Source organism: Petroclostridium sp. X23 (assembly GCF_030013905.1).
Classification (GTDB): domain Bacteria; phylum Bacillota; class Clostridia; order SK-Y3; family SK-Y3; genus X23.
In genome coordinates this window covers 1272431-1285986 of the sequence record NZ_CP124862.1, presented here as the reverse complement: position 1 = coordinate 1285986, position 13556 = coordinate 1272431, and the positions used below count along the sequence as shown (strand labels likewise).

13 protein-coding genes are annotated in these 13556 nt (G+C 37.0%); 12 read left to right on the top strand and 1 reads right to left on the bottom strand.

Features of this window, described 5'->3' with window-relative positions:
* Positions 1-28 precede the first annotated feature (28 nt).
* The 9 genes from QKW49_RS06315 (at position 29) to QKW49_RS06275 (ending at position 8424) form a co-directional block, all read left to right on the top strand.
* Complete coding sequence (locus tag QKW49_RS06315; protein ID WP_282866711.1) at positions 29-484, top strand: RpiB/LacA/LacB family sugar-phosphate isomerase; 456 nt, start codon at positions 29-31, stop codon at positions 482-484.
* 4 nt (positions 485-488) lie between these two features.
* Positions 489-1052 carry a 6-phospho-3-hexuloisomerase gene (hxlB, locus tag QKW49_RS06310; RefSeq protein ID WP_282866710.1) on the top strand — a complete coding sequence of 188 codons (564 nt, stop codon included), beginning with the start codon at positions 489-491 and terminating at the stop codon, positions 1050-1052.
* Between the two features lie 83 nt (positions 1053-1135).
* On the top strand, positions 1136-2227 hold the full coding sequence (locus QKW49_RS06305; protein WP_282866709.1) for an autoinducer 2 ABC transporter substrate-binding protein: 1092 nt from the start codon (positions 1136-1138) through the stop codon (positions 2225-2227).
* Between the two features lie 92 nt (positions 2228-2319).
* Complete coding sequence (locus QKW49_RS06300; RefSeq protein ID WP_282866708.1) at positions 2320-3801, top strand: sugar ABC transporter ATP-binding protein; 1482 nt, start codon at positions 2320-2322, stop codon at positions 3799-3801.
* Positions 3802-3819: 18 nt separating this feature from the next.
* Positions 3820-4839 (top strand): ABC transporter permease, encoded by a 1020-nt coding sequence (locus QKW49_RS06295; RefSeq protein ID WP_282866707.1) that lies wholly within the window; start codon positions 3820-3822, stop codon positions 4837-4839.
* A gap of 2 nt (positions 4840-4841) precedes the next feature.
* Positions 4842-5852, top strand: coding sequence for an ABC transporter permease (locus QKW49_RS06290; RefSeq protein ID WP_282866706.1), 1011 nt, complete (start codon positions 4842-4844; stop codon positions 5850-5852).
* Positions 5853-5957: 105 nt separating this feature from the next.
* Positions 5958-6929 carry a carbohydrate kinase gene (locus tag QKW49_RS06285; RefSeq protein ID WP_282866705.1) on the top strand — a complete coding sequence of 324 codons (972 nt, stop codon included), beginning with the start codon at positions 5958-5960 and terminating at the stop codon, positions 6927-6929.
* Positions 6930-6996: 67 nt separating this feature from the next.
* Positions 6997-7869 carry a sugar phosphate isomerase/epimerase gene (locus QKW49_RS06280; RefSeq protein ID WP_282866704.1) on the top strand — a complete coding sequence of 291 codons (873 nt, stop codon included), beginning with the start codon at positions 6997-6999 and terminating at the stop codon, positions 7867-7869.
* A gap of 168 nt (positions 7870-8037) precedes the next feature.
* Positions 8038-8424: a hypothetical protein gene (locus tag QKW49_RS06275; protein ID WP_282866703.1), complete on the top strand. Its 387-nt coding sequence runs from the start codon at positions 8038-8040 to the stop codon at positions 8422-8424.
* 289 nt (positions 8425-8713) lie between these two features.
* Here the strand turns inward: QKW49_RS06275 and QKW49_RS06270 are convergent, their stop codons facing one another.
* Positions 8714-9094 carry a hypothetical protein gene (locus QKW49_RS06270; protein WP_282866702.1) on the bottom strand — a complete coding sequence of 127 codons (381 nt, stop codon included), beginning with the start codon at positions 9092-9094 and terminating at the stop codon, positions 8714-8716.
* A gap of 400 nt (positions 9095-9494) precedes the next feature.
* Between QKW49_RS06270 and QKW49_RS06265 the strand changes: the two genes are divergently transcribed.
* The 3 genes from QKW49_RS06265 (at position 9495) to QKW49_RS06255 (ending at position 13498) form a co-directional block, all read left to right on the top strand.
* The gene (locus QKW49_RS06265) at positions 9495-10784 is read left to right on the top strand and encodes a WYL domain-containing protein (protein WP_282866701.1); all 1290 of its coding nucleotides are present in this window, start codon (positions 9495-9497) and stop codon (positions 10782-10784) included.
* Complete coding sequence (locus tag QKW49_RS06260; protein ID WP_282866700.1) at positions 10771-11781, top strand: WYL domain-containing protein; 1011 nt, start codon at positions 10771-10773, stop codon at positions 11779-11781. Before QKW49_RS06265 ends, QKW49_RS06260 begins: the two co-directional genes overlap by 14 nt.
* A 592-nt stretch (positions 11782-12373) precedes the next feature.
* On the top strand, positions 12374-13498 hold the full coding sequence (locus QKW49_RS06255; RefSeq protein WP_282866698.1) for a slipin family protein: 1125 nt from the start codon (positions 12374-12376) through the stop codon (positions 13496-13498).
* Positions 13499-13556: the final 58 nt, after the last annotated feature.

The window sequence follows — 13556 nt, the reverse complement described above, 5'->3', positions numbered from 1 at the left end:
AGAAAAAGAAAAAGGAGGGAAAAGAAGAATGGAACAACAGTTAAAATTAATTATTGGATGTGACTTGGCAGCATATGACTTTAAGTGCGAAGTATTAAGGGTTATGAGAGCTAATGGATACAAAATCGACGATGTGGGTTGTAATTCATCAAAGGAAGGATTGTATACCGTGGCTGCTAAGAAGGTGGCAGATGAAGTGGCAATTGGAAATTATGATTATGGAATTTTGATATGTGGTACAGGACAAGGAATGGCGATGGCAGCTAATAAAGTGTCTGGCATTAGAGCAGTTCTTTGCTATGATGTTTTGCCGGCGGTATTAAGTAAAGAACATAACAATGGAAACATCTTGTGTACAGGTGCATGGATGATGGATGTACCAAAGGCTATTAGGATGATTGAAGCATGGCTTTTTGCTAAATATGCTGGTAATCATGAAGCAGGCATGAAAGATCTGGAACAACTTGATAAAGAGGGGAGGTGAAAGAATGGCAGATCGCTTTAAGGAATTGTCCCAAATGGCTTTGAGTGAACTGAATGCCGTATTTGATAGGATGAACGATACGACAGTTAGAGAATTGTTGGAAATGATTAAAAAAGCCCCACGGATTTTTTTGTTAGGAGCTGGACGTGAAGGTCTTTCTACCAGAAGTTTTGCAATGAGATTAATGCACTTAGGTAAGAAAAGCTATTGGATATGGGATGATACAACTCCATCTATAGGAGAAGGAGACTTGTTTATCTGTGCATGCGGGTCAGCAGATGTGGGACATGAAAATTATATCTGCGAACAAGCAAAAAATAACGGCGCTACGTTAGCGCTGATTACGGCATCTAGCGGTGGGTTTATCGCGAAAATAGCGGATAAGATTGTAATGGTTCCTGCAGCTGCATATCGTGCAGTAGGTAATTTCGTCCCATCAGAACAGCTTATGGGAAATCTATTCGAACAGACATTATTAATATTGTTTGATGTCTTAGTCATGCAATTACGAGAAGAAATGAATATTACAGCATCAGAAATGGTTAGTAGACATCGTAATGTTGAGTAGCAGAAAAAGGTATTTGGTTCCTAAAAGCAGATAACAAATGGCTGAGGATAAAATCAAAATGAAAGGGAGTAAGGGTGAAAAATATGAAAAAGATAATAGCTTTATTGTTAGGGTTGGTTATAACATTTTCATTTACAGGATGTAGTCAAGAGGGAGAAAAAACAACGACAACAGACAAAAACACAACAGAAAAGGTTGCTACAGACTTATTTGATATTTCTCGGTATAAATCTGATAAAGACAAATCAGAATGGACAATTGCAGTTGTTACTAAAGATAATACAGCTGCATGGTTCAAAAGAATGGAAATCGGTGTAAATGAATTTGGTGAAAAACAGTCCATCAATGTAATTCAAAAAGGTCCTGCAAATGCGGATGCAGCTTCACAAGTCCAAGTTATTGATGACTTAATTAATCAAGGTGTAGATGCACTTTGTGTAGTTCCTATTGATCCGGGTGCAATCGAAGCATCTCTTGAAAATGCAATGTCGAAAGGTATTGTTGTAGTTACTCATGAGGCTTCTAACCAGGTAAATACGTTATTCGACGTAGAAGCATTTACTGCAAATGATTTTGGTGCGGCGCTAATGGATGCACTTGCTACAGAAATGGATCAAAAAGGAAAATACGCATTAATGGTTGCTTATACAACTTCCACAACTCACATGGAATATGCAACTGCTCAACATGAAAGACAGTTAAAAGCATATCCAAACATGGAATTAGTTAATAATGGTGCTGTTCCAACATGTGAATCTGAAGAAAGTATTGATACATCCTACGAGAGAGCAAAAGAAGTTTTAAAAGCTAATCCGGATTTGAAAGGATTTACCGGTGTGGCATCTACCGACTGCCCAGGTATTGCAAAAGCTGTTGAGGAGTTAGGATTAGCGGGAAAAGTTAAGATTGTCGGGGTAGGCACACCTAACGAATTTAAGGCTTATGTAAAGTCCGGAACTATTTCGAAAATTAAATTGTGGGATCCAAAGGATGCCGGTTATGCTATGTGTTCAATTGCAGCTAAGATTCTCGCAGGTGAAGAAGTAGGCGATGGTTCGAACTTAGATGTTAAAGGTTATGAAAGCGTTAAATTATCAAAAGGTGCAAACAAATGTCTTATTGGTCAAGCAGATATTGAAATCACAGCTGATAACATTGATAATTATGATTTCTAGTTTTGAGCATTGACTTTGATAAATAAATAGATATACATATTGATGCCGGCATTCGTGCCGGCATCAATTAAAAGTAAGAGAGGGAGAGGAGTATGGTAGATAACATTCTTTCAGTAAAGGGGATAAAAAAATCTTTTGGTGGAGTTCATGCACTGAAAGGGGTAGATTTGACCATTAAAAAAGGTGAAACGCACTGTCTAGCGGGAGAAAACGGATGTGGGAAATCTACCATCATAAAGGTCATATCCGGCTTTTATAAAGCTGATGCCGGCGAAATTGAGATTGATGGACAAAAAATGCAAAATATTACACCGGCGGATGCCATAAAAGCGGGCATCCAAGTTATATATCAAGATTTCTCTATTTTCCCCAATTTGACGGTTATGGAAAATTTGGCGTTTAATCAAGTGCTATCAGAAAAAAAGAAAATAGCGAATAAAAGAGCGTTTAGAAGAATAGCACAAGAAGCAATAAAGAAGATTAATTTTGATGTGGACTTAGATGCAATTGTTGAGACATTACCGGTTGCAGATAAGCAATTAATTGCTATTTCAAGAGCATTACTTGATAATGCGAAATTGATTATTATGGATGAACCTACAACAGCACTTACTAAAAAAGAAGTCAATCGGCTATTTGAGATTATTGAAAATCTAAAAGCAAACGGTGTAACCATATTATTTGTATCTCATAAGCTAGACGAGGTTTTCGAAATATCGGATAGCATTACTATTTTAAGAAATGGTGAAAATGTGGTTTCATGTCCGGCCAAAGAAATGACAGAGGAAAAATTTGCTTACTACATGACGGGGCGAAATTTTGACACGCAAGAGGCTATAAATAAATGTGAACTTGGAGAAGTAGTACTTGAAGCTAAAGGGTTATGTGCACCAGGGTTTGAAGATGTCAGTTTTCAACTAAGAGAAGGTGAAGTCCTAGGAGTTACCGGTCAGCTGGGGTCTGGTAGAACTGAATTGTCACTAGCGCTTTTCGGATTATTAAAGCCCACTAGCGGACAGATTATTGTTGAGGGAAAAGAAGTAAAACTTTCCAGTGTATCTGCAGCACAAAAATTGGGTATTGCATTAGTTCCTGAGGACAGGTTGACAGAGGGGCTGTTTTTACCGCAGTCTATTAAGAAAAATATTACGGTCACAAGAATGGATGACGTAGCAAATAAGTTCGGTTTATTAAGCAGTAAAAAAATTACAGAAGAATCCCAGAAGTGGGTTGACGAAATAGGAGTGGCTACAAAAGATCATAATCTGCCGGTACAGACCTTATCGGGAGGAAATCAACAAAAGGTAGTACTTGCACGGTGGTTGGCAAATAAGCCCAAGGTGCTTATTCTTAATGGACCTACGGTGGGGGTAGATATTGGAGCAAAATATGATATTCACAAATTATTACGAGAACTAGCAAATAGTGGTATGGCGATTATTGTTGTATCTGATGATGCGGCAGAAGTTATAGCAACTTGCGATAGAGTTATAGTAATGCTAAAGGGAAGGGTTACAGGCCAACTTGATGGAGAAGATTTGAATATAACAACACTTTCTAATGCGGCTATATAGGAGAGGAGAGTGCGGAGAATGAATAAAAAATTAAAGAGAGTAACTCAGCAGTCAGAATTTTATGTATTTCTTATTATTGTAGCGTTGTCCTTAATTATTCAAGCGAGGTCCGGACTTTTCTTTGCAAATAATAACATCGTAGATATTATTCGTTCAATGATTGTTCCATCTATCTATGCGATTTGCGCATTACTTGCTTTTGTCAGTACAGGGCCTGATGTTTCATTTCCGCTTATAGCGGCTTTGAGCAGCTATTTGGCAACGATTATTACAATAAAAACAGGTTATAACGGACCGGTATTTGTAGTCTTTTTAATTGCAATGTTTTTTGGAATGTTAATGGGAGCTATAAACGGATTTATTATTGTAAAATATAAATTTCCGAGCTTGATTGTGACACTTGGAACATCTTCCATTTTTAGCGGGATTCTATTAGGGGCTTTTGAAGCAGAAAGAATGGATTTGCCGGAGACAATGGCCAATTATGGAAAAGCATCCTTATTAACAGTGAAAAACGCAGAAACCGGACTAGGTTCTACATTACCAATGACATTCTTGATTTTGGCAGGTTTATATATTATTACATACTTAGTGTTAAATTATACGATGGTAGGACGTGGGGTCTATGCTATAGGCGGAGATGAGATTTCAGCTGAGCGTGCAGGATTTAATGTGAAAGCAATAAGGTTTGGAATCTTTGTAGTAAATGGGATCATCGCAGCAATTGCAGGTGTATGTTACACCGTTATGTCTATGAGATATCTTCCGACTGAATTTGCCGGAGGCGAAATGATTATTATCGCAGCAGTTATTCTGGGAGGAACTCGAATGGCTGGAGGCGTGGGAACGCTTAAAGGATGTCTCCTTGGAACATTGCTGTTGACCATGGTGTCAAATAGTTTAATTTTAGTTGGTATTTCAGTATATTGGCAAAAAATATTTATTGGAGCCATTATTATTATAGGGACGGCTATTTCTGCTATGCAGAGTAATAACGCTTCAAAGATAAAGACCAAAATGAAGAAGGAGGCAGCTTAATCATGAACAATATAAAAATTAGGGAATTGCCAGTTGGAAAAATTGATGATAACATTGCTCGTCTTCTTATTACATTAATAGCATTCTTTATACTTGCAACTGTTACAAAAGGAATCAGTTTTTTAAATGTCGGAAATATGCAATCACAGGGAAAACAATTGACGGAATATGGTCTAATGGCCCTTGGAGTGGGAATTTGTATGATTTCAGGAGGTATCGATCTATCAACAGTATATATAGCAAATCTTACAGGGATTATTGCAGGCCTTATGATGAAGCAATTAGTGCCGCATGGAACGAATGGGATGAGTGGAATTGTTATTTCAGTGGCAACAGCGTTGCTTGTTGGAGCAATATGTGGAGCTTTTAATGGTTTGCTTATCTCCTATCTTCGTATTCCGGCCATGTTAGCAACACTTGGGTCATATCAGCTATTTATGGGAATTGCAATTGTTATTTCACGGGGAAGTACTGTAAGTGGATTGCCTAAAGCATACACAAGGCTGGGAACAACCCTGGTAGCGGGAATACCATTGGCATTTATCATTTTCTTGTGCACTGTAATAGCGATAGCTTTTATTATGAGTAAGACGAAGTTTGGAAGCAGAGTATATCTGGTAGGTACAAATGAGAAAACTGCACTCTTTGCAGGAATTAAGACGAAGAAAATAATTGTTCAAACATATATGCTTTCAGGATTAATCTCAGCTATAGCGGGCCTCATTAGTTTGGCAAGAATTAATTCCGCAAAGGCTGATTTCGGCAGCAGTTATACAATGCAATGTATCTTAATTGTTGTGTTGGGAGGTGTAAACCCTAATGGTGGGTTTGGTTCCATACCAGGTATTGCTATTGCAGTTGTAGTACTACAAATTTTGTCATCTTACTTAAATATGTTTCCGAATATCTCAAACTATTATCGAGATTTAATTTGGGGAGTAGCATTAATAGCTGTATTAATTATAAACACCGTTATTAATAAGCGTAAGACATTAAAAATGAGTAAAAGTTAATGGAAATGATTAGGTGTTTTATGTCGTGACATTCTCCACTAGAATGGAACGGGTGGAGAATTTAATTAAAAATTCTAAATAGTATTAATAATAGAGGAGAATAAAATGTTTGATGTTGTAGCTTTGGGAGAATTATTAATTGATTTTACACCCTATGGATTATCGCAGCAAAATAATAAATTATTTGAGTGTAATCCGGGAGGAGCGCCGTGTAATGTATTATCAATGCTTGCAAAGGCAGGATTTAGTACGGCATTTATTGGGAAAATAGGGATGGATATTTTTGGTGAGCAACTTGAAAAGACATTAATTGAAGTGGGAATAGACAGTTCCGGATTAGTGAAATCGAGTGAAGTAAATACGACGTTAGCATTCGTGCGAATTAATGAAAACGGTGATAGAGATTTTGCCTTCTATCGAAATCCTGGTGCCGATATGAGATTAGAAGAAAATGAAGTAAAAGATGAATTACTAAAAAATACAAAAATATTTCATTTTGGAACATTATCAATGACACATGACGGTGTAAGAAAAGCAACAAAGAAGGCGTTGGCGATTGCGAAAGAGCATAATGCATTAATTTCGTTTGATCCGAATCTTAGACCGCCATTATGGAAGCAAATGGAGGATGCTAGGGAGCAAATGCTCTTTGGATGTTCACAGTGTGATATTTTGAAAATTGAAGAGGAAGAATTGAAATTCATGTTGGATTGCAAAACTGTTGACGAAGGCATTGCAATACTAAATGAGAAATTTAAAATTAAGCTGATCATAGTTACTTCAGGAGAAAAAGGCAGTGCGGCATATTACAATAACATATCAGTAAAGAAACCGGCATTTTTGAATAGGGACACAGTAGATACTACAGGAGCGGGCGATACTTTCTGCGGATGTTGCTTAGCTTATGTACTGGTACATGGAATAGAAGAACTTTCGAAAATACAGCTAGAAGAAATGCTTGTTTTTGCAAATGGAGCGGCATCTATTGTTACAACAAGAAAAGGAGCAATTCGTGCAATGCCGTATGTGGATGAAGTATATGAATATATTGAAAATTCTGAACAAAGTATTCATTGATTGATGCAGATGAGAAAAAATTTATAAAAATCAATTGTGGGTAGAATAAATATAAGGAGATAGTAAGATGCAACATGGAATATATTACGCATATTGGGAGAAGGAATGGAGTGGAGACTATAAATATTATATTGAAAAAGTCTCAAAGTTAGGTTTCGATATTTTAGAGATAGCTGCCACTCCAATAGCCTATTATTCTGAAAAAGACATAAAAGAATTAAGGACATGTGCAGAACATCATAATATTAGACTGACTGTTGGGCACGGACCAACAGCAGAGCAAAATATTGCATCATCAGATCCTGATATAAGAAAAAATGGACTAGCTTTTTTTACAAATATTTTTAAAATGATGGAAAAGCTCAATTCAACTTTAATTGGAGGTGCATTGTATTCTTATTGGCCGGTTGATTACTCCAAACCAATTGATAAATCAGGAGATTGGCAACGTGGAGTAGAGGGTGTAAGAGAGATGGGAAGAATTGCAAAGGAATGTGGTATAACATTAGGTCTCGAATCCTTAAATCGTTTCGAAAACCATGTTTTAAATACGGCAGCAGAAACAGTTGAATTTGTTGAAGAAACAGAGGCTGATAATGTAAAGGTAATGCTTGATACATTTCATATGAACATTGAAGAGCAAAGTATTGGAGACGCTATTAGAACAGCAGGAAAATATTTAGGACACTTTCATACGGGTGAATGTAACAGAATGGTTCCGGGAAAAGGACGCATACCGTGGCGAGAAATTGGTGATGCGCTAAGAGAGATAGAATATGATGGGACGGTTGTTATGGAGCCATTTGTGAGAATGGGTGGTCAAGTAGGACAAGATATAAGGGTATGGCGTGATATCAGTAACGGTGCAGATGAAGAAAAATTAGACAAGGATGCGTGTGATGCATTAGTTTTTCAAAGATATATGCTGGATTGGAAATAATAAGGGTCTTGACCTTCTGCGTTCTAAAATGGATTTTTCAGTGGTTTCAACCTGTCACTCTGTCCCTGTCCTATCCCATTTATTTGCAATGAATAAATTTACCTGTAAAAGAGCAAATCCTTTTATAGTAAGATATTGACTAAAGATATAAATTAGAAGGGGATATCAATGGTCAATAAAAAATATAAAGGAAGCTTTTTTAAACATTTTATGATAATATTTGATCCAAGACAGAAAGGTAAAGTATGGCATAAATTAAAATCAAAAAACTTTAAAGGGATTGAATTGATACGTCCCATGTATTATGTCAAAGAGGACGATATTAAGCGTTTTACCAGTAGTAACGGCAGTATGGCAATGAATTGCGGATGTGTTGTGGCAGCACAAAAGACATCCAGCAAGCGCCGAGAGGTAAAGCAATTGATAAAAGCGCTGAAAAAGAACTTTGATGTTGTGGATAAGTGTATATTCCAATCAGCTCAAAATGTGAACTTGAATTCAGTTTTAGGATGGGAAAAAAGGCGGAAAGAAGTATTCATTTTTGGATTTTTATGAAGAAGAGTCCGAGCAATCTTTTGAAGAATAAAGAACTGGAGGGTATTGTAGAAATCTAATGACGCATATAGAGGGCATCAGGGGTAGAGAGGGAGTATCTGTCACTATTTAATAGTATTTCAGCAACTTGATTTTCGAATTAAGAAGATAAGATTATTGCAATTAACTAAAAAAGCTTACTAGAACCGGATACAAGACACCTTTTCTTTGACATTTATACTTGCTGCAATTAAAAAAGTAGACGATCTTTGTCTACTTTTCTATTACTAATTATTTCTGATGACTTAAGTTATTTTCTGGTATAAAGCAGCCTGCTATCTTCATCATTATAGAGATACCAGAAGTGATTTCTTGTAGGCTCGGGATGTGTTGTGTCTGTTATGGGACAATCAAATGTCATATCGCAAAGATCTGTCTTTTCAAGGTAAAGGATGTGATGTTGAAGCACTCCCATACGATCCTTATACCATTCTTCCCAGGGATATCCTGCTTCAAGCATTTCTTCTGTGGGGATTGCGTGCGCGCTGGAACCCGTGTTGAACCATCTGTACTTCATATAGTGTGCATCTGTTTCCTCAGTAAGGCCAGAGATGACTGTTTCGGAGTCAAAGCCTATTTTATCCAATGTTTCCAAAACACCGTTCTCCTTAAGCATTTCTTTCAACTTCATAGATAACCCTCCCGTTATGATAAAAAAGTATTTGGCGAATATGTATGGAGAATCATTCCATTATTATTCTTTTCTATTATATCATATGAGATATAAGGCGGAAAGTTATTTTAACAAGGGAAGAGGATGATAGATAGGTTTGAAGTTATAGATAAAGAAATTTCTTGAAACAGATACGGGGATTGAGAAAGTATTTATGGTATGTTTTGATAAACATGCTTTTGAAATATACAACAAGGCTAACGATCATTGATTCAAATGAAAGAATAACAAAAATAAGGTAAAAGACAGCTATAAAGCTAAAAATCCTAAAACTAGAAGTGGTACAGGTGCCTGTGTTTGCAAGTGGCTTACTTTTTATGGTAGAATTAGGGCATGATTTCTGGTGAGGAGCTGTTTCATGTTTAATGACTTTATAAAACATTATAATATAATAAGGGATATACTTAGAGATTGCTTTCTTTACGGATGCTTTTCGAGAGATGGGCTGGAGAACAAAAGAAATGTGAGTTCAAGGAAGGTCAGCTATGAAATGCGGCGAATCCAGCAGTATATAGAAGAGAAATATATCAAGGTGGATAAGGATGGCAGATATAAGCTTTTAAGCCTGACCTATGATTTTATGAGGCATTCGGATAATTTTCTTGTAAACACCTATATGACAAAGAGCTTTACACGTACCGACTTGTTAACCTATTTCTTTATTCTATTATATATCCAGGCACAAAAAACTCCGTGTTCGCTAAGTACAATAGAATATGGGCTTGCTCAGGGCGGTTATATATCCTTTGATAAAATCAGCAGTAAGACCATTCAAAGAAAGCTTACCGAAATGGTTAAAGGCATTGAAATTCTCTCATGTGAAGTGGTAAAGAGAAAAAAATACTATTCTGTAGCGCCTGACATACTTGAAAAACTTGATAATAATGAACTGAGGGAATTACTTACCGCTGTCAGCCTGTATAAAAATATTATATTTCCTGTAACTGCAGGCTACTTCTGTATACAGACCCTGGAGGATTATATACGTTACGAACGGAATGCCGGTGGTAATGACATTGATTATTTCAACTACAGATATGTGCATTTTCATCCTATAATCGAAGAACAAGTATTGTGGGAGATTTTAAATGCTATACATCAGGGAAATAAAATAAAGCTTTTCTATCATTCACCAAAAAATAAAGATAATTGTTCCGGTAGTAAGATTTTAAGCCCGTATAAAATAAGATACGATGTCCGGCATGGAAGATTCTATTTAGTTTCTTTCGATAACTATAAAAAGTGTATTGTATCAAGACTTGACAGAATAGAAAACGTAGAAATATCAGAGGATACGTTTCAAAAAGAGAATTATGATGAAGAATACCACAAGCAGATGTGCTGCAGCTGGTCCAGTGTATCCCTGGGTAGCGGCAAAGAGCCTGAGAATATAAAACTTGAAGTGCTGATTGATGAACAAACGGAAGACTATGTTATAGAAAAAATTATGAATGAGGCACCTAATGGGATATTGGAGAAAATAGAAGATGGGCGATATCATATAAGCATCCGGGTCAACGATAGTGGTGAGCTTATTCCTTGGATTAGAGGTTACGCAGGGTATGTAAGGGTTTTAGAGAGTGCAGAATTGGCAGAAAAAATTCTTAACGACTGGAAGGAGATGCTTTTATCTTATGGAATTGTTTAGTGAGGTTAAAAACAGGTACTTTCAGTTAGTATTCAGGATTATCAACGAATGTGCCGATGGAAAGGCAAAAAGTGAAATGCTGAGAATAGTAGACGAAGGGGAATTTGAGCAGAAGGTCATAGGAAAGAAGCAACAGTCCTTTGCAGATCTTATATTAAATAGGTGTGGTAGTGACGAGAATTTAAACTTATTAACTGAAACGGACGGTATGTTATATCCTTCTATTGAAACCGCCGGCAAGCCGCCTCTTCCTGTCCGGTTTTCAAAAATTGAAAAAGCCTGGTTGAAGGCCTTTTTAGAGCAGGATGGAGTAAGAATGGTTCTGCGGAAAGAAACATTGGATAAGCTCCGAGAGAAACTAGATGACTTTGAAACTCCGATAAGAGATGAATATTTTGAACAGACTAATAAAATAAAACTACCGGCAATTGTAGATCGGGAAACATATGAAGAGAATTTCCGGATTATACTGGACGCGCTCATACGCGAAAAACCCATAAGGTATAGCAATACAGATAAAAGGGGTAATGTATATACAAATAAGCTGGCTTTACCCGTCAATATCGAGTACGCTATGAGGGATGAGAGATTCCGTGTTTCCATGTATTCTTTGGATGATAACCGTCCCATCATGGCCAATATTTTTACTTTGTCGGATCTCAGGGTTGTGGATGAAGAAGTAGGCATCGATAGAGAGACGGCAAAAAAGTTGTTGTTTGAGCAGAAATATTCAGAAGAGCCGATAATCCTGGAAGTTACGGATAAAAAGGCAGCAATGGAAAGGTGTTTTATGTGCTTTTCCGGGATGGAGAGAACTGCAAGAAATTTAGGGAATAACAAGTATGAGATACGACTCCATTATTATTTATTTGAAGAGGAAAATCTCATCCGGAGCATCATTTCGCTGGGGCCATATGTAAGAGTAGTTTCCCCTCAAAAAATTATTGATGAGATTATAGTAAGAGTTAAGAAATCAATAAGCTTATATTACAGATAAAAAGTTTGCAACGAGATAAAGGTTGCAAACTTTTTGTCTGTTAATTGGTAATTTATTCTCGTATACTAAAATTGTTCCCATTCCCAATGCAAAGATTTCTGAAAGGTCTTGCGGTGCCTTTTACCATAGTCATAAGAGGTATGCCGGGAAAAGGTGGAACTCAAGAACCTTAGTGTCGGAGGTTCGATTCCTCCATTACTGTAAAGTAATTAGCTCAGCGGTAGAGCATAAGGCAAGGAAAAGGGGTTCGAATCCCCATCAGATGAAGGATCTGATTGCTATGGTTTAGCGCTCGACGGTCACTCGAGGTATTTCACAGGTACCTTTGAAAAGAGTCCTCAGGTTTTTGCAGATTTTTTTGTGAAAACACCGGAACTTAAGCCTTGAAGTGTGCGGATACCGGGTATGGCAAACCTATCCTTGTAGGTGAATCTTCATTGCAAATGAATCAAGCAGTACCTAAAATATGCATGAAGTCATGTGCAACGATTTGTAAGCAATATCCTTAAGCAGCACTCCGCCGACGTTACGGGAGGATTCTTGAAAAAGGTTTACAAAAACAACTGATACTTTTTATGAAAGGGTGGTCAAAATGAAGGTAATTATCAAGAATGATGAAAGAGGTTTATTGTTTAGGGATGGCAACTATATTAAGTGCCTAATGCCGGGCAAACATTATCTTAATCCATTTATTAAATATAGAGTTGCTGTGTCTGATGTAAATAAAGCCTTTGATTCGGCAGGTAAAAATATAAACCTGTTTCTTGAGGATACGGAGCTTTTGAAGGAGCTTACAGTGATAGATGTCCAGGATTATGAAATTGTCATTCATTTTGAAGACGGTAAACTTGTAGAGGTACTTAAGTCCGGAAAGTATGCGTTCTGGAACATACTTAAAAACCATGACTTTATTGTTGTAGACATTAGAAACCCTGAAGTAAAACCGGATATTGATGCCTCTATTTACAATAGCCCTAAACTTGCAGCGCATGTGGGTTATTATGAAGTAGGAAATCATGAAAAAGGCATTCTCTATTATAACAATGCAACACAAAAAACTTTAGAGCCGGGTAGGTATTTCTTCTGGAAAAGTCCTGTACATGTTGTCGTAAAGAATGTGGATTTAAGACAGCAGCAGTTGGATATGGCCGGTCAGGAGATTATGACGGAAGATAAGATTACATTGAGATTAAATTTTGTATGCCATTACAGGGTCACAGATCCGTTAAAAATTGTTGAGATAAAGTCCTTCGAGGAACAACTTTACATAGTTTTGCAGTTGATTTTGAGGGAATATGTAGGAGCTTTAAAACTAGATGATCTTCTTTTGAAGAAACAGGAGATAGGAAGCTATGTTCTTGAGAAGTTAAAGGAGAAAAGCAGTAGCTACGGTGTGGAATTTTTATTTGCAGGTGTCAAGGATATTATATTGCCCGGAGACATAAAAGAAATATTAAATACCGTGCTCATTGCCGAAAAGAAGGCACAGGCGAATGTTATTACCAGGAGGGAAGAAGTTGCTTCGACAAGAAGCCTTTTAAACACTGCAAAGCTGATGGAAGAAAACCAGACATTGTTCAGATTAAAAGAACTGGAGTTTTTGGAAAAAATCTGTGATAAAATAGGGAATATCTCTCTAACAGGTGGCGGCACATTGATTGAACAGCTTAATGCACTGCTGTCAAATAAGGCTAATGAATGCAAAGTGAGCAAGTAAGCGCTGGCTTATAAAGGCGGGCTGATTTGTCCGCCTGAAATTATTACGAATTGAGTTG

Coding starts and splice junctions, on each gene's coding strand:
- QKW49_RS06285 (WP_282866705.1), top strand. CDS start 5,958: ATGTTTGATGTTGTAGCTTTGGGAGAATTATTAATTGATTTTACACCC.
- QKW49_RS06295 (WP_282866707.1), top strand. CDS start 3,820: ATGAATAAAAAATTAAAGAGAGTAACTCAGCAGTCAGAATTTTATGTA.
- QKW49_RS06280 (WP_282866704.1), top strand. CDS start 6,997: ATGCAACATGGAATATATTACGCATATTGGGAGAAGGAATGGAGTGGA.
- QKW49_RS06315 (WP_282866711.1), top strand. CDS start 29: ATGGAACAACAGTTAAAATTAATTATTGGATGTGACTTGGCAGCATAT.
- QKW49_RS06270 (WP_282866702.1), bottom strand. CDS start 9,094: ATGAAGTTGAAAGAAATGCTTAAGGAGAACGGTGTTTTGGAAACATTG.
- QKW49_RS06265 (WP_282866701.1), top strand. CDS start 9,495: ATGTTTAATGACTTTATAAAACATTATAATATAATAAGGGATATACTT.
- QKW49_RS06260 (WP_282866700.1), top strand. CDS start 10,771: ATGGAATTGTTTAGTGAGGTTAAAAACAGGTACTTTCAGTTAGTATTC.
- QKW49_RS06255 (WP_282866698.1), top strand. CDS start 12,374: ATGAAGGTAATTATCAAGAATGATGAAAGAGGTTTATTGTTTAGGGAT.
- QKW49_RS06305 (WP_282866709.1), top strand. CDS start 1,136: ATGAAAAAGATAATAGCTTTATTGTTAGGGTTGGTTATAACATTTTCA.
- QKW49_RS06300 (WP_282866708.1), top strand. CDS start 2,320: ATGGTAGATAACATTCTTTCAGTAAAGGGGATAAAAAAATCTTTTGGT.
- hxlB (WP_282866710.1), top strand. CDS start 489: ATGGCAGATCGCTTTAAGGAATTGTCCCAAATGGCTTTGAGTGAACTG.
- QKW49_RS06275 (WP_282866703.1), top strand. CDS start 8,038: ATGGTCAATAAAAAATATAAAGGAAGCTTTTTTAAACATTTTATGATA.
- QKW49_RS06290 (WP_282866706.1), top strand. CDS start 4,842: ATGAACAATATAAAAATTAGGGAATTGCCAGTTGGAAAAATTGATGAT.